Source organism: Shimia sp. R9_2 (genome assembly GCF_017743735.1).
In the GTDB taxonomy this organism is placed as follows: domain Bacteria; phylum Pseudomonadota; class Alphaproteobacteria; order Rhodobacterales; family Rhodobacteraceae; genus Shimia.
The window spans coordinates 43079-57130 of record NZ_JAGHRO010000007.1 but is presented as its reverse complement, the minus strand read 5'-3'; the positions used below and the strand labels follow the sequence as shown (position 1 = coordinate 57130).

Annotated in this window: 12 protein-coding genes; 3 read left to right on the top strand and 9 right to left on the bottom strand. The window is 57.8% G+C overall.

Going from position 1 to position 14052, the window contains the following annotated elements; genetic code table 11:
• The first annotated feature begins 2 nt into the window (after nt 1–2).
• Complete coding sequence (locus J7400_RS15930) at nt 3–1391, top strand: MATE family efflux transporter (RefSeq protein WP_247738850.1); 1389 nt, start codon at nt 3–5, stop codon at nt 1389–1391.
• Nucleotides 1392–1397: 6 nt separating this feature from the next.
• On the opposite strand, the gene eda is transcribed toward J7400_RS15930, so the two are convergent.
• Genes eda through gap form a run of 4 tightly spaced genes read right to left on the bottom strand, consistent with a single transcriptional unit; the run spans nt 1398 to nt 6361 of the window.
• Nucleotides 1398–2045: a bifunctional 4-hydroxy-2-oxoglutarate aldolase/2-dehydro-3-deoxy-phosphogluconate aldolase gene (gene eda / locus J7400_RS15925; protein ID WP_209065089.1), complete on the bottom strand. Its 648-nt coding sequence runs from the start codon at nt 2043–2045 to the stop codon at nt 1398–1400.
• Entirely contained in the window at nt 2045–3859 is a 1815-nt protein-coding gene (gene edd / locus J7400_RS15920) for a phosphogluconate dehydratase (RefSeq protein WP_209065088.1), read from the bottom strand. The genes eda and edd overlap by 1 nt, the downstream gene beginning before the upstream one ends.
• Nucleotides 3860–3893: 34 nt before the next feature.
• Nucleotides 3894–5348, bottom strand: a complete 1455-nt coding sequence (gene zwf, locus J7400_RS15915; protein ID WP_209065087.1) for a glucose-6-phosphate dehydrogenase — start codon at nt 5346–5348, stop codon at nt 3894–3896.
• 5 nt (nt 5349–5353) lie between these two features.
• Nucleotides 5354–6361, bottom strand: a complete 1008-nt coding sequence (gene gap / locus J7400_RS15910) for a type I glyceraldehyde-3-phosphate dehydrogenase (protein ID WP_209065086.1) — start codon at nt 6359–6361, stop codon at nt 5354–5356.
• Nucleotides 6362–6516: 155 nt separating this feature from the next.
• Here gap and J7400_RS15905 point away from each other — a divergent pair, with 155 nt between their 5' ends.
• Nucleotides 6517–7515, top strand: a complete 999-nt coding sequence (locus J7400_RS15905) for a LacI family DNA-binding transcriptional regulator (RefSeq protein WP_209065254.1) — start codon at nt 6517–6519, stop codon at nt 7513–7515.
• Here J7400_RS15905 and J7400_RS15900 read toward each other — a convergent pair.
• The 5 genes from J7400_RS15900 to J7400_RS15880 form a co-directional block, all read right to left on the bottom strand.
• Complete coding sequence (locus J7400_RS15900; protein ID WP_209065085.1) at nt 7512–8213, bottom strand: CbiX/SirB N-terminal domain-containing protein; 702 nt, start codon at nt 8211–8213, stop codon at nt 7512–7514. The two genes, J7400_RS15905 and J7400_RS15900, sit on opposite strands and share 4 nt — an antisense overlap.
• Nucleotides 8210–8779, bottom strand: a complete 570-nt coding sequence (locus J7400_RS15895) for a DUF4202 domain-containing protein (protein ID WP_209065084.1) — start codon at nt 8777–8779, stop codon at nt 8210–8212. Before J7400_RS15895 ends, J7400_RS15900 begins: the two co-directional genes overlap by 4 nt.
• A gap of 136 nt (nt 8780–8915) precedes the next feature.
• Entirely contained in the window at nt 8916–11129 is a 2214-nt protein-coding gene (locus J7400_RS15890; RefSeq protein ID WP_209065083.1) for a PAS-domain containing protein, read from the bottom strand.
• Between the two features lie 4 nt (nt 11130–11133).
• A complete protein-coding gene (locus tag J7400_RS15885; protein WP_209065082.1) occupies nt 11134–12288 on the bottom strand; it encodes an FIST N-terminal domain-containing protein in 1155 nt (384 codons plus the stop codon).
• Between the two features lie 56 nt (nt 12289–12344).
• Nucleotides 12345–13031: a response regulator transcription factor gene (locus J7400_RS15880; protein ID WP_209065081.1), complete on the bottom strand. Its 687-nt coding sequence runs from the start codon at nt 13029–13031 to the stop codon at nt 12345–12347.
• Nucleotides 13032–13244: 213 nt separating this feature from the next.
• On the opposite strand from J7400_RS15880, the gene J7400_RS15875 reads away from it, so the two are divergent.
• The gene (locus J7400_RS15875; protein ID WP_209065080.1) at nt 13245–13997 is read left to right on the top strand and encodes an META domain-containing protein; all 753 of its coding nucleotides are present in this window, start codon (nt 13245–13247) and stop codon (nt 13995–13997) included.
• The last annotated feature ends 55 nt before the right edge of the window (nt 13998–14052 follow it).

The following is a 14052-nucleotide window of genomic DNA, read 5'->3' as shown; positions in this document are numbered from 1 at the left end:
ATTTGGCTAAGGCAGTTTTCCTTCAGGGCGCTTTGATGCGGCATGTCACCGTGATGTCGCTCACCTCGTCCGTCGGCTTGATGGCGATTTTCGCAGTCGATTTTGTTGACATGATTTTCATCTCAATGCTTGGCAACAAAGCACTTGCGGCTGCCGTAGGTTATGCCGGTACATTGCTGTTCTTCACCAACGCGATCAATATCGGGCTCTCGATCTCTTCAGGCTCTCTGGTGGCGCGCTCGGTGGGCGCGGATCAGCCGCAGATGGCACGCGAATATGCCACTTCGGTTGCTGTCGTTGTCGCAATGATCGGCGTGCTTGTGCCGATTGGCGTATTGAGTTCGCTTGATCCAATCATTTCCTGGCTGGGCGCTGAGGCGGAGACATTAGCGCTGGCAAAGCGATACGTCAGCATCGTACTGCCAACCATGCCGCTGATGGGCATAGCGATGGCAAGCATGGCAGTGCTGCGGGCATATGGCGATGCCCGCCGGTCGATGATGGGAACGGTGTTTGGCGGCCTCGTGAATGCCACGCTGGATCCAATTCTGATCTTTGGCGTCGGGCTTGGACTTGATGGGGCTGCTTATGCCTCAGTTGTGGCGCGGATGGTGATGTGTGGCTACGCGCTCTTTTGCGTGATCCGTATTCACAATGGCTATGCGCGGCCTGCGGCACGTCTTCTTGTGCGCGACGCCAAGGCGATTGGCGGGATTGCAGGGCCTGCTGTGTTGACCAATGTGGCTTCGCCTTTGGGAACTGCCATCGTAACCCGTGAAATGGCGCGCTATGGCACCGATGCGGTGGCTGCGATGGCGGTGATTGGGCGGTTGCTGCCGGTGGCCTTTGCAGTGGTATTTGCGCTTTCAGGCGCAATCGGGCCAATCGTTGGTCAGAACTTCGGAGCGAGCCAGTTTGACAGGGTGCGCGGCACGTTGAAGGCCGGCTTGCAGTTTCTGAGCGCCTATACGCTGTTTGCGGCGCTGATCCTTTTTGTGCTGCGCGCGCCGATCGCAGATATCTTTGACGCTGAGGGAGAGATGCGTACGCTGATCTTCCTCTTCTGCGGGCCGCTTGCGCTTCTGCAGTTTTTCAACGGTGTGATCTTTGTGTGTAATGCCTGTTTCAACAATCTCGGCCATCCGATTTATTCAACCTATGTGAATTGGGGGCGGCATACATTGGGGACTTACCCCTTTGTGATCGCTGGCGGTGCGTTTTGGGGAGCGTCAGGGGTGTTGCTCGGTCAGGCCTTTGGGGGCGCAGTGTTTGCCTTTGTTGGGCTGATCGCGGCCTCAAAGACAATCAACCGGCTCAGTGTACCTGCGCAGGTTGATCCGTTTGCTGAAGAAAGCACGCTGCATCATGTGAGCGGTCGTCGGAACTGGTGAAGAGGGCTAGCGCGGTAGTTGCGATGCTTCTTTGGCCAGCGCTTCGATTTCGTCCCATGCGCCTGCTTTGACAAGCTTTGAGGGGGCGACCCAACTGCCGCCTGCGCAAACCACGTTGGGCAAGGACAGGTAATCACCAGCGTTTTGCGGGTTCACACCACCAGTAGGGCAGAAGGAAACTTGCGGCAACGGGCTTGCCAGGGAACCGAGGAATTTTGCGCCACCTGCGGCCTCCGCTGGGAAGAATTTCAGCATGTCATAGCCGCGTTCCAAAAGCGCCATGGCCTCACTGGCGGAGGCTGCACCTGGCAAGAGGGGAAGCCCCTCGGCCTCACATGCGGCAATCAGCGTGTCGGTGGCGCCCGGGGAGACGCCAAATGTGGCGCCAGCTTCTTTCGCAGCTTTCACATCTGCCGGTGTCAGCAGGGTACCAGCACCAACCATACCGCCAGGCACCTCGGCCATCGCGCGGATCACATCCAGTGCGGCCGGTGTGCGCAAAGTCACTTCAAGTGCGGGCAGGCCACCCGCAACCAGTGCCTCGGCCAAAGGTTTGGCATCAGAGGCATTTTCAACAACGAGCACAGGCACAATCGGGGCCGCATTGCAGATATCGCGGGCCTGAGCACTGGCATCCTTTGGGGTGATAGGCATCAATGTGATCCTTCAAAGATAGAGGCGCCGGTCGTGGCAGAGCCAACGGCATTGCGGAAAGTGGCAAAAAGATCGCGGCCTGTGCCGGATTGATAAGCAGTGAGATCTGCGACAACAGCGGGGCGTTCTTCGACACCCTCTGTGAGCACTTCTAGGACTCCCGCCTCGGCGTCCACACGCACGATATCGCCGTCTTTGAGTTTGGCGATGGTGCCGCCGTCGAGCGCTTCTGGGCTCACATGAATTGCGGCGGGGATCTTGCCAGATGCACCCGACATACGCCCATCGGTGACAAATGCGACCTTGAGACCTTTGCCCTGCATGATCGACATCAACGGTGTCAGGCTGTGAAGTTCAGGCATGCCGTTGGCCTTGGGGCCCTGGAACCGCACAACAATCACCACGTCTTCGGTCAATTCGCCCGCTTGGAACGCGGCTTTCACTTCGTCCTGGTCATGGAACACGCGGACTGGAGCTTCGACCAAGCGATGTTCAGGGGCGACGGCGGAGATCTTCATCACAGAGGTGCCGAGATTGCCTGTAAGCCGTGCAAGACCGCCCGTTGGTTGGAAGGGATCAGTCGCCGGGCGGACGATTTTGTCGTTGAGCGAAACCTTTGTCCCCGGTTGCCAGATCAAGGCACCGTCTATCAGTTTCGGTTCTTGCGTGTAGTTTTTCATTCCTTCGCCGGCGACGGTTTTGGTGTCGCTGTGCAGAAGACCCGCGGAGAGAAGTTCTCCAATCATGTATCCAAGTCCACCTGCCGCGTGGAAATGGTTCACGTCAGCAAGGCCGTTGGGATAGACACGCGCCAGCAGAGGGGTCACGTCAGACAATTCTGCAAAATCTTCCCATGTCAGAACGATGCCGCCTGCGCGGGCCATGGCGATCAGGTGGATCAGCAGATTGGTCGAGCCGCCGGTGGCATTGAGGCCGATCATGCCATTCACAAAGGCTTTTTCGTCCAGGATATCGCAGGTTGGGGTGTAGTTGTTGCCGAGCGCCGAAAGAGAGAGCGCGCGTCGTGCACCTTCTTCTGTGAGCGCATCACGCAGATCGGTGTTGGGGGAGACGAAACTGGAACCCGGCAGGTGCAGCCCCATGAATTCCATCAGCATCTGGTTGGTGTTGGCGGTCCCATAGAAGGTGCATGTGCCGGGGCCGTGATACGCCGCCATTTCGGAGGCCATCAGCTCCGCACGGTCAGCCTCGCCTGCCGCGAAGCGTTGACGGACTTTGGCTTTCTCGTCGTTTGAGATGCCAGAGGTCATGGGACCTGCTGGCAGGAAGACCGCTGGGAGATGGCCAAAGCTTTGTGCCGCGATCACAAGACCGGGCACGATTTTGTCGCACACACCAAGGTAGACGGAGGCATCAAAGGTGTTGTGGCTTAGGGCAACCCCGGCGGCGAGGGCAATCACATCTCGGGAAAACAGGGAAAGCTCCATGCCAGCTTCGCCCTGCGTGACGCCATCACACATGGCGGGAACACCCCCAGCCACCTGGGCTGTGCCACCGGCCGCACGTGCGGCATCGCGGATCAGCGTGGGATAGCGCTCAAAGGGCTGGTGCGCTGAGAGCATGTCATTGTAGGCGGTGATGATGCCGAGGTTGCCAGCGGTGCCGGTGGCCAGTGCAGATTGATCTGCGCCCGCGCCTGCATAGGCATGGGCCTGGCCCGAGCAGCTGAGATGGGCGCGGGCCGGGCCTTGGCTGGCCGCTTGTGTCATGCGTTCCAGATAGGTGCCACGGTGTGGTTTGCTGCGCGCAATGATGCGCTCGGTGACTTTTTCAACGGTTGGGTGGAGCGGCATAGGAGCCATCCTTCCTATCTTGGGCCAATTGGCCTTAGTTACCGATCGGGCGCCAGCGACGCCCGCCCTGATGCATCAACATGAGTGCCTCTTCGGGGCCGGAACTGCCCGGATCATATGGCACCGGGCGCTGTCCTGCCTCTTCCCACGCGGAAATCAGAGGATCGGCCCAAGCCCAAGCGGCTTCCACTTCATCACCCCGCATGAATAGCGTTTGGTCGCCGCGGATGACATCCATAATAAGCCGCTCATAGGCGTCTTGTGAGATAAGATTTTCACCAAGAGCCTCTGCAAAGGACATGTCCATCGCCACCTCGGTCAGGCGCATACCGCCGGGGCCGGGCTCTTTGATGGTGGTACGCAGGGTGATGCCTTCGTCCGGTTGCAACCGAATGATCAGCGCATTGCCTTTGCGTCCTTCCATCTTATTGGGGAAGATGTTGTGAGGCGGGTCGCGGAAGACAACGGCGATTTCAGAGCTGCGGCCGCGCAGACGCTTACCGGTGCGCAGATAGAAAGGCGCCCCAGCCCACCGCCAGTTTCCTACAGCGAGCTCCATCGCGATAAAGCTTTCGGTGCGGCTGTCGGTGTTTTCGACGTCTTCGAGGTAGCTTCTGCCATCGCGGCCAGCGAGATATTGGCCGCGCACGATGTCGCTGAGCTCAACTGGTTCCAGCGCTTCGATCACCTTGACCTTCTCATCGCGCACGGAATTGGGCGTGAACTTGGAAGGCGGCTCCATCGCGATCAGGCACAGCAGCTGCATCAGGTGGTTCTGCACCATGTCGCGCATGGCGCCGGATTGGTCATAGTATCCGCCGCGACCAGCCACCCCGATGCTCTCTGCAACCGTGATCTGAACGTGGTCGATGTGGGTTGAATTCCACAGCGGTTCAAACAGTGAGTTGGCGAAGCGCAGCGCCATGAGGTTCTGCACGGTCTCTTTGCCAAGGTAATGGTCGATGCGGTAAATCTGTTGTTCGTCAAAATGCGACAGCAGATCCTTATTCAGCGCCTGGGCGCTTGCCAGATCGTGCCCAAAGGGCTTTTCCACCACAATACGGCTGTCGGGCGTGGCGATGCTATGCTGGCTCAGCCGTTGGGCGATAGCGCCAAAGAGTGATGGACTGACAGAGAGATAGAAGGTGCGGATGGTGTCATCCCGCAGATAGTCATTCAGCGCCTGCCAGCCGTCTTCGCCGGTTGCGTCGACGTGAAAGTAAGCGAGCCGCTCAACAAACGTGTCAACCGTGTCGCCCGGACGGAGGCTTTCGTCGACAAATTCAACAATCGCTTCTTTGATCAAGGCGCGGAATGCGGCGTTGTCCATATCGGATCGCGCCGCACCAATGATGCGTGCCTCAGCAGGCATTTGGCCCGCGCGAAATCTGTGAAACAGCCCCGGCAAAATTTTGCGACGGGCCAGATCACCGGTGGCTCCAAAGATCACCAGATCAAACGGAGCAACGGGGATAACGCGCGCGACCATCTGATTTAACCCTTCAGAAGCGCGCCCATCCGGCGGCTTGTGTCGAGCATACGGTTGGAGAAGCCCCATTCATTGTCATACCAGCTGACCACGCGCACCAGACCTTCTTCGGTTACGCTGGTCTGAGCCGGAGCAAAGACCGAAGAATGGCTGTCATGGTTGAAATCCGCGGAGACAAGCGGTGCTTCCTCATAGCCGAGCACGCCTTTGAGCGGGCCTTCGGCAGCAGCTTTGACGGCGGCGTTCACGCTTTCCACAGAAGCTTCTTTAGAAGGCACAAATACCAGATCAACCATAGAGACATTGGCGGTTGGCACACGAACGGCGGAACCTTCCAGTTTGTCTTTCAGGTGCGGCAATACGAGAGAGATCGCACGGGCGGCGCCGGTCGAAGTTGGGATCATAGACAGGGCGGCGGCACGCGCGCGGTATAGATCTTTGTGGTTTGTGTCATGGGTTGGCTGATCGCCGGTGTAGGCGTGGATCGTTGTCATGTAGCCGGTTTTGATGCCGAAAGCATCGTCGAGCACTTTGGCCACGGGGGCAAGACAGTTGGTGGTGCAGGACGCGTTTGAGACAATCACATCTTCAACGGTTAGCGCATCATCGTTGACTCCGAACACAACTGTTTTGTCAGCATTTGCGCCGGGAGCGGAGATCAATACGCGCTTGGCACCGCTTTCCAACAGCAGAGCCGCCTTATCGCGTGCAGTGAAAATGCCTGTGCACTCATAGGCTACGTCCACGTCTGACCAAGGCAGTTCCTGCGGGTCGCGGATCGCGGTAAGGCGGATTGACTGGCCCGCGACTTTCATCACGTCGCCTTCCAGCGACACATCCGCGTTCAAGCGGCCGTGTACGCTGTCGTACTTCAGCAGGTGAACGAGGTGGTCGTTCGGTGACAGATCGTTAATGGCTACGACTTCAATATCGTCTGCGCCGCTTTCGATCAGGGCACGCAGTACACCGCGCCCGATGCGGCCAAATCCGTTGATGGCTATCTTGGTGGTCATGTCTTTCTCCCAACACCCTAAATAGCGCTTGTGGTAGCGCCACCGTTAGCGCTATCGGTATACTCTAATCTTTCTGGAATCAAGGGGTCTCACGAACTTCTGCGAGGTGCGCTTTCAGGGTTGCGTTGGCGGTGGTTGTGTCAGACGATCTGGGCATGGGAAAAAAGCTACTTCTCAAAGACATCGCCAAGCTCGCGGGCGTGAGTGAAATGACTGCGTCGCGCGCCATGCGTGGTGCTCAGGACGTATCTGAAGCCACGCGTCAAAAGGTCGAACAGATCGCGCGTGAAGTCGGATATGTGCCGAATCGAATTGCCGGAGCTTTGGCTTCGAGCAAAGTGAATCTTGTGGGCGTGGTGGTGCCGAGCCTCAATTCCTCTGTTTTTCCAGAGGTTCTCTCGGGCATTAGCTCAACGCTGAAAGACACGCCGCTGAAGCCGGTGATTGGTGTCACAGGGTATGATCTGCTTGAAGAGGAAGAGGTCATTCGTGAGATGCTGAGTTGGCGCCCCACTGGTGTGGTGGTTGCGGGGCTTGAGCACAATGATGCTGCACGCAAGATGTTGGCGAATGCCGACTGTCCAGTTGTCGAAGTGATGGATGTGGATGGAGATCCCGTCAAACACTGCGTTGGGATCTCGCATCTTGAAGCCGGACGCGTGATGGCGCGCACCATTTTGGATGCGGGTTATCAGAAAATCGGCTTTATCGGCACGAAGATGCCGCAGGATTATCGGGCAGAGAAACGCCTGAAAGGTTTTGAGCAAGCACTTGAAGACGCAGGCATTTCATTGGTTGATCAAGAGCTTTATTCCGGGGTGTCTTCGATTGAGACGGGTCATGAGTTGACCGAAATGTTGCGGGCGCGAACGCCGGAGTTGGAGTGTATCTATTTTTCAAGCGATGTATTGAGTGTCGGTGCCTATATGCACTGTTTGGCCAAGGGCATTTCGGTTCCCGATGAGTTGGCGCTGGCTGGGTTCAACAATTTGAAACTGTTGCGTGGTTTGCCGATGACCTTGGCAACCACGGACGCCCATCGATTTGAGATCGGCCAGAAGGCGGCGGAGATCATTTTGGCGTCACAGGGGCCGAATTCGCCGGCCCAAACTGTAAAATTGGAGCCACAAGTCACACGGGGCGGGTCGCTTTAGGCACAATTGCGGAAGGTGTCAGCAACCATTTTTGCCGCTTCGTCCCATGTGCCGAGCGGGGGCATGAGGTGTCCAGAAAAATTTGCTTCTTCAAGCGCTTCTGGGATGTCCTCCCGGCAATGTTCTCCTTCCAGCGCGAAGAACGGCAAGCAAAGGCTCTGCTTTGGTAGGTTCCGCGCGGCGTCGGCTATGAAGGGCGCTTCTTCGACAAAACCTGTGGTGATTTTCAGGTCCTGGAGGCGGTCTCTGAGCAGTTGAGCAAAGGCATTGGCTGAGGCTGCAGCTTTCGGACCTTTGGCCGAGCCATGAGCCGCCAAAAGCAAGTGACTCTTGGTGTTCTCCCAACCTAACGAGATGAGCTTCTTTCGGATGCTTGCGGCTGCTACGTCGGGTAGAGCAGGGTGAAATCCGAGCGGGGGAAGAATGCTGAGATCAGCGCCGTTGAGCCGCCGGGGAAGGATCTTCGAGACAAACCAACCGTCCGCCATGAACATAGGGAAAATTGGAGAACCTGCTGGCATTTCAGCCACTTGCCGCTCCAGAGCTTCGGGCATTGCGAGAGTGGCTGCGCGAATGTTCCAGCCGGGCAGATGCTTGCCAACCGCTGCGGCAAACCCTTGTAGCCACAGTTCGGGAGGGACGGGCACAGACGGCTGTCCATGTGCTACGATGAGAGCTTCCCGTTGCGGAGTGCTCATGCGTTGGGGGCTTCGAAGGCTGCGGCAAGATCCGCAGGCAGGTTGAATTCAGCGAGCACGCGGGCGCGGGCGTCGGCGGACATTTTTCGCGCCGTTTTGACCACGATATCGAGCACTTTTTCTTCAGGATGCTTGGCTGCGAAAGGTGCGAAGTACCACTTCAAAAAGACAAAACAGATAATGTCTTCAAGAGCTTGAACTTGATCGTTGCGTTTGATGCCTTCTTTGCGCAGCATCGCTCCGGTCTCAGATATCTCATCTTCCGAGAAACCTGCATCGCCCATTATGGTCGAAACACGATCCGCGTGGTGCACTGCGAGGTCGCGACGCCATTTGAGATAACCTGCGCGTCCTTCCGGATAGTCGGCCCGTTTCAAGACCCAGCGCTCGATGTGCTGACCCCGTGCTGCAATCTGTAAGCTTTCGGAAGCATTGGGAAAAAGTCGGTTGGTTTCATCCGACATCCGCGTCCCATAGAGCAGAGCTTCGGGTTGGCCTTCATCCAGTCTGGGATCTTTTGCGTTGGCTTCGTCAATGGCGTCCAAGGCGGTTTGAAGGCGGGTCATGGCTGGCTCCGAGCTGCTGCAATATTGTTTATTTAGGCGGTGAAACAGGGCGCGGAAAGGGGCAAATTTGCGCGTCGGTATCACGTCTGTATTGCGTCAATATCGCGTCTGTATCGCGGGTGTGTATTGTCGGTGTCTAAGTCGACGGAGTTGGGGCGTTCTGAAGGGCGTCTCGCAGGGCTTCCAGCTCCAGTGGTTTGTGCAGAAGTGGCGCCTGCAGGGCGGCACAGAGCGCGGACAGATCGGGGGAACGGTTTGCAGAGATAACGCAGGCTGGCAAAGGTCCGAACAGCTCGCGCAGGATGGAAATGAGATCAGTCCCTGTCGCACCATTGTCGAGTTGGTAGTCTGCCAAAACGACATCGGGGGCGATGTCGATTTCCCGCAGCAAATCGAGGGCTTCTACATCGCTGCCGCAGGACAAAACATCGGCGCCCCAGTTTTCAAGTGTCATGCTGATCGCCTGCCTAAGAGCTTCGTCATTTTCGACAAGCAAGACGATCCGGTGGGTCAGTGGCTCGCTCGACTGAGCTGGCAGGACCTCTGTAGGAGGAGGGCTTTCATGTACGGCGGCCAGAGGCAGTGTGACACAAAACCGTGTGCCGCGGCCGGGTGTGGAGTGAAGTTCCAAAGGGTGTTTTAGAAGACGGCATGCACGTTCAACAATTGCAAGGCCAAGTCCCAAACCTTCGGCGGGGCTGGCGGCTGCGTTGACGCGGTGGAACTCGTCAAAGACCTTTTGGTGTTGTTCAGGCGGAATGCCGGGGCCGGTGTCCCAGATTTCCACAACGACGGTTTCGCCCCGCTGCCTTGTGCCGACCAGAACGCGGCCAACATTGGTGTAGCGCAGCGCGTTGCCCATCAGGTTCTGGAGGATGCGACGCAAATAAGTGGCATCTGAGGTGACGGAGAGGTCGGCGGTTCGCAGGTCAAATCGCAATCCCTTTTCAGCTGCAGCAGGGGTCAGTTCGCTATGAAGTTGCTGCAGCAGTTCATTGAGCGGGATGCGGCTCTCATGAACAGCGACACGTCCGGAATCAAGTTTGGAGATGTCCAGAAGTGCTCCGAGTATGTCTTCAACACTTTGCAGCGCGCCGGTCGCTTTCACGAGGCGTTCGCGCTGATCTGGCGCTTCAAGGTCGTTTTCCAGTGAGGAGAGGTATAGCTTCGCCGCAGAAAGCGGTTGCAGCAAATCGTGACTGGCGGCGGCCACGAACCGTGATTTGGATGCGTTGGCGCGTTCGGCCTCAGCCAGGGCGTCGCGCAGTTCCAGAGTGCGTTCCTGTACGCGGCGCTCCAGCGTTTCATTCACCTGAGAGATTGCGCGCAATGCCCGACGTTCGGTTGTGATGTCTGTGAAGGAAATCACGAAGCCACCATCAGGCATGTGCTGGGCAAATACGGCCAGTGTGCGGTCTTCCCCCAATGCGACTTCAAAAGAAAGTGGTGCGCGGCGGCCCTGATGGGCGGACCATTCAAAGAGGTCCACCGCGTCGGTAGCATTGCGAAAAGTCACGATGCGGGAGAGTTGATCATAGACCGTGCGAAAAGGCAGGCCCAAGCGGAAGCGGCGTAGCGGGATCGACAGAAGTTCGCCCAGACGGCGGTTCCAGCCGACCAGTCTGGCTTCGCGATCAAAGATGCCCACACCCTGATTGAGGTGCTCAAGGGTTGCTTTCACCAGCCGGGCCTGATCGTCCAACAGGCGTTCGCGTTCCTGACGTTCGATCAGCATCATGTCGGTGACATCGGTTTGCAGCACGACGGTGCCGCCGTCGCGGGTGCGGTGCTCCGACACCTGCAGCCAGCGGTCGCCCGCCATGCGGGCGTTGAAGACCACGTGCTGTTCGCGGTGGCGGATCATGCGGCGTTCCTGCCACTCCTCCGAGGTGGTGCCTTGGGGCAGTTCCAAATAGGGGCTTTCGGAAACGATGCGCACATATTCGGCAAAGGGCAGGCCAGGTTTGAAAAGGTGGTGCACATCGCGCATGTGTTTGCCAAAGCGACTGTTGCACATCACCAAATTCTCGTTCGCATCAAAGAGTGCAAATCCTTCCTGCACCGTTTCAATGGCGTTGGCGAGGTTGGCGCGCGCGGCCTCGGCCTCGGCGTTGGCTTGCGCAAGGGATGCGTTGGAGGTGTTCAGAAGATCCAACGCGCGCTCAAGCTCAAGCGTGCGGGCGCGGACCTCTTCTTCGAGCATTACAGCGCGTTCAAATTGCGCATATGCCACGCCTGTGCTGTCCGGGCTGGCTTCTGCCCGCCGCATCAGTGTGTCAACGATGGTCAGCAGTTTCTGATTTTGCCGCTCAAGTGTGTCGGCGGGATCGATTAAGGACTGAGGCGCCATTGGTTTAGTCGTCCAGTGGCGGATAGATGGCGACACCAGTGAAGGTTTGGTTCACGTGCATGGAATTAATCTGTTCACCGTAGGTCGAAAAGCCAACCACTTTGTGTTTTGCCAGCACGCGGGAAATCTCTGTGGTGATCTGCTTTTGCGTGGCTTCGACGCGTCGAAGTAGGCAGTCGCAGCCGAGGATCATATCGGGGGGGCGCTGGTCGGACAGCGCAGAAAGTTCGCGCTCTAGATGGGAGACCATGTCTTCTGGTTCCGCGAGGGTGAGAACAACCCCTTCGTCAATGGCTGAGAAAAAAACCAGATCGCCGTTGTCCGCCACACGTTGAATGGCGCGGACGTGGGTTTGATCACCGATCCGGACCACAACGGGATGGGCAGCAAAAGTGAATGTGGAAAGCTGTTCCGGATCTTTGCCAAGAATGCGGGCGTATTCCCGTGCCGCGGGCTCCGCGTTGATTTCATGCACCAAGCGCGTCGTAGGGTCTGCTGCGGTGACCACCATCTTTTGCTCGGTGGGCCGCAGATGATCGGTTTTAAATACATGCACGGGGCAGTTGGACCGAATTTGGATGAGAACGGCCGCGTTGGTGTGAAAGGCACCTTCATATAAAACATGCGTTACGCCAAAATCCTCTCCGTCACCTGCAGAGCCACCAAAAAGCGGCACTGGCCCCAAGCCCATCGCCAGCTCGGCGGCCAGTGCGTCTTCGCGGGTGGAAAGCCCGTCTACGAGCAGAAACGCAAATTCTGATGCCCAGCGTGGGTGATCGGCTGCGAGCGCATTGCGGTTTTGGATTATCTCACTGATCCGCTCCTGAGCCTGCAGTTCAGAGAGATCATCAATGAAAAGCGCTTTGATGGCGAAATGCGCGGTGGGCAGGCCGACGGCGACAATTTCACCCTCTGTGTAGCCCTTCGCGCCCAGTTCTCCTGCGGTGGTGCAGCCCACAACTTTTGTTTCTTTGAAGTGGGTCTCTGCTTGGGCAACGAACTCAGGCAGGTTTGTTTCGGGTGACACAAAGAGGATGACCAGTGCCAAAGGGTCTGATCCAAGTGCGTTGGCCAGTTGCGCCATGGCATCGGACGCGCGGCAATCCGCAAAGCCCGTGCGCACAATTGTGGCGTCCGTAAATGGCGTGCTGGCGTCCATAGCTGGCAATGTCCTCCCGTGACCGCTCCCCCGGTCACCTCCACAACGTAGCCATGCTAACCGCTGCTGCGCAAGTGTTCGTCAAAACTGGCTTCTTTGGCGATGAGCACGGCTTGGGTGCGGCTGTGGACCCCAAGTTTGCGCATGATTGCCGTGACATGTGCTTTCACTGTGGTTTCTGCGATGGAGAGCTCATAGGCGATTTGCTTGTTGAGCCTGCCTTCGCAGATAAGGTCAAGGATACGCGATTGCTGGGTGGTCAGAGAGGCGAGGCGGGCCACGGCGTCCTGGGTGGCGTCCTCTGTTTCTGAGCTGTTTACGTGGCCTTCCGGGGTGAAAGTCTGCCCGGATCCAATCGCTTCAAGAGCGCGGCGGAACATATCGCGCTGGCTGTGTTTGGGGACAAACCCAGCGGCCCCTGCCTGAAGGGCGGCGTTGACCGTACGGCTGTCGGCCATTGAGGAGACCACCAGAACCCGTGCTGAGGTGGCTTTGCCGAGACGGAGCAGGCCGTCAAAACCGTCAACATCTGGCAGGTTGAGGTCAAGCACAACAAGGTCCGGTGCTGGGTTCGTTGAAAGCCAAGTGATCGCATCGGTGAGGCACGGAGCTGTGGCAACCTGTTTGATTGGCGAGATGGCCTGCAGCGTCATCACAAGTGCGTCGCAAAAGAGCGGGTGATCGTCCACCACAAGGGCGCTGGAGAAGCGGGTTTGCGTGGTTGTCGCGTCAGAATGGAGCATGGGGGTAGCGTAGCAGAGACATGCAGAAGGCCAAGAGGGCCAAAGGTCGTAAAAGGTAAAATGTGCTGCGTTGACTTGGCGTGATGGGCGGCGGTTCGCCGCTCGGCCCCCGTTGGCTTGGAAAGCGGAGGGGGCTGTGCTTAGGTTGTGGTGGAAGAGGTTGATTTCTCTCATGGAAACCTGAGGCCGTGTTGCGCTAGGAGGGCATATTTCATGCTGTTTGGTCAAACAGTCGCAAAGTTGATTTTAGGTGCTGGGCTAGCGCTGCCACTGATCGCCGGGAGCGCGGGGGCCGAAATTCAGGATTTGCTCGGCAGCGTTTCCTATCGAGAGCGGGTGGCGCTGCCGCCGGAAGCTTTGGTGGAAGTCACGCTTGAGGATGTGAGCAAGATGGATGTGGCCTCCGTCGTTTTGGCACGACAGGTCTTGAAGCCGGAGGGGCAGGTGCCGATTGCCTTTCGACTGGCCTATGATGATGGGATGGTCGCTGAGAACGGGCGGTATTCGGTGAGAGCAATTATCCGGGTCGGAGAGGATGTGCTGTGGCGCAGTACGCAGAGCTTTGCGGCCCTGACCCAAAATGCGCCGGAGGAGGTGGAGGTCATGGTGGAGCGAATGCCGTCTCGTGGAGATGTGGACCTGACCATCGGCAGCTGGCTGGTGGTCGTGATGAACGGCGAGGTCGTGCAAAGTGAGCGTGTGCCCCAGATTGAATTTGACGCAGATGGTCGCGTGAGCGGGAGCAGCGGCTGCAATCGGTTTACCGGCAGCTACACGCGCTCGGGTGATCGTTTGAGCTTTGGGCCTCTGGCGAGCACGCGAATGGCGTGCAGTGATGAGCTGAACTCGCAGGAAACGGCTTTCTTCAAAACACTGACACAAGTCTCCTCTGTCGGTATCATGGATGGTGGCACGGTGCTCATGGATGGGCAGGGCGCGGTTGTGATGCGGTTTTTGGCAGAGTGAACTGTTAATAGCGGCTCAAAGCTGATCCAAATCAAGGATTTGAGGGCTGCCTGTG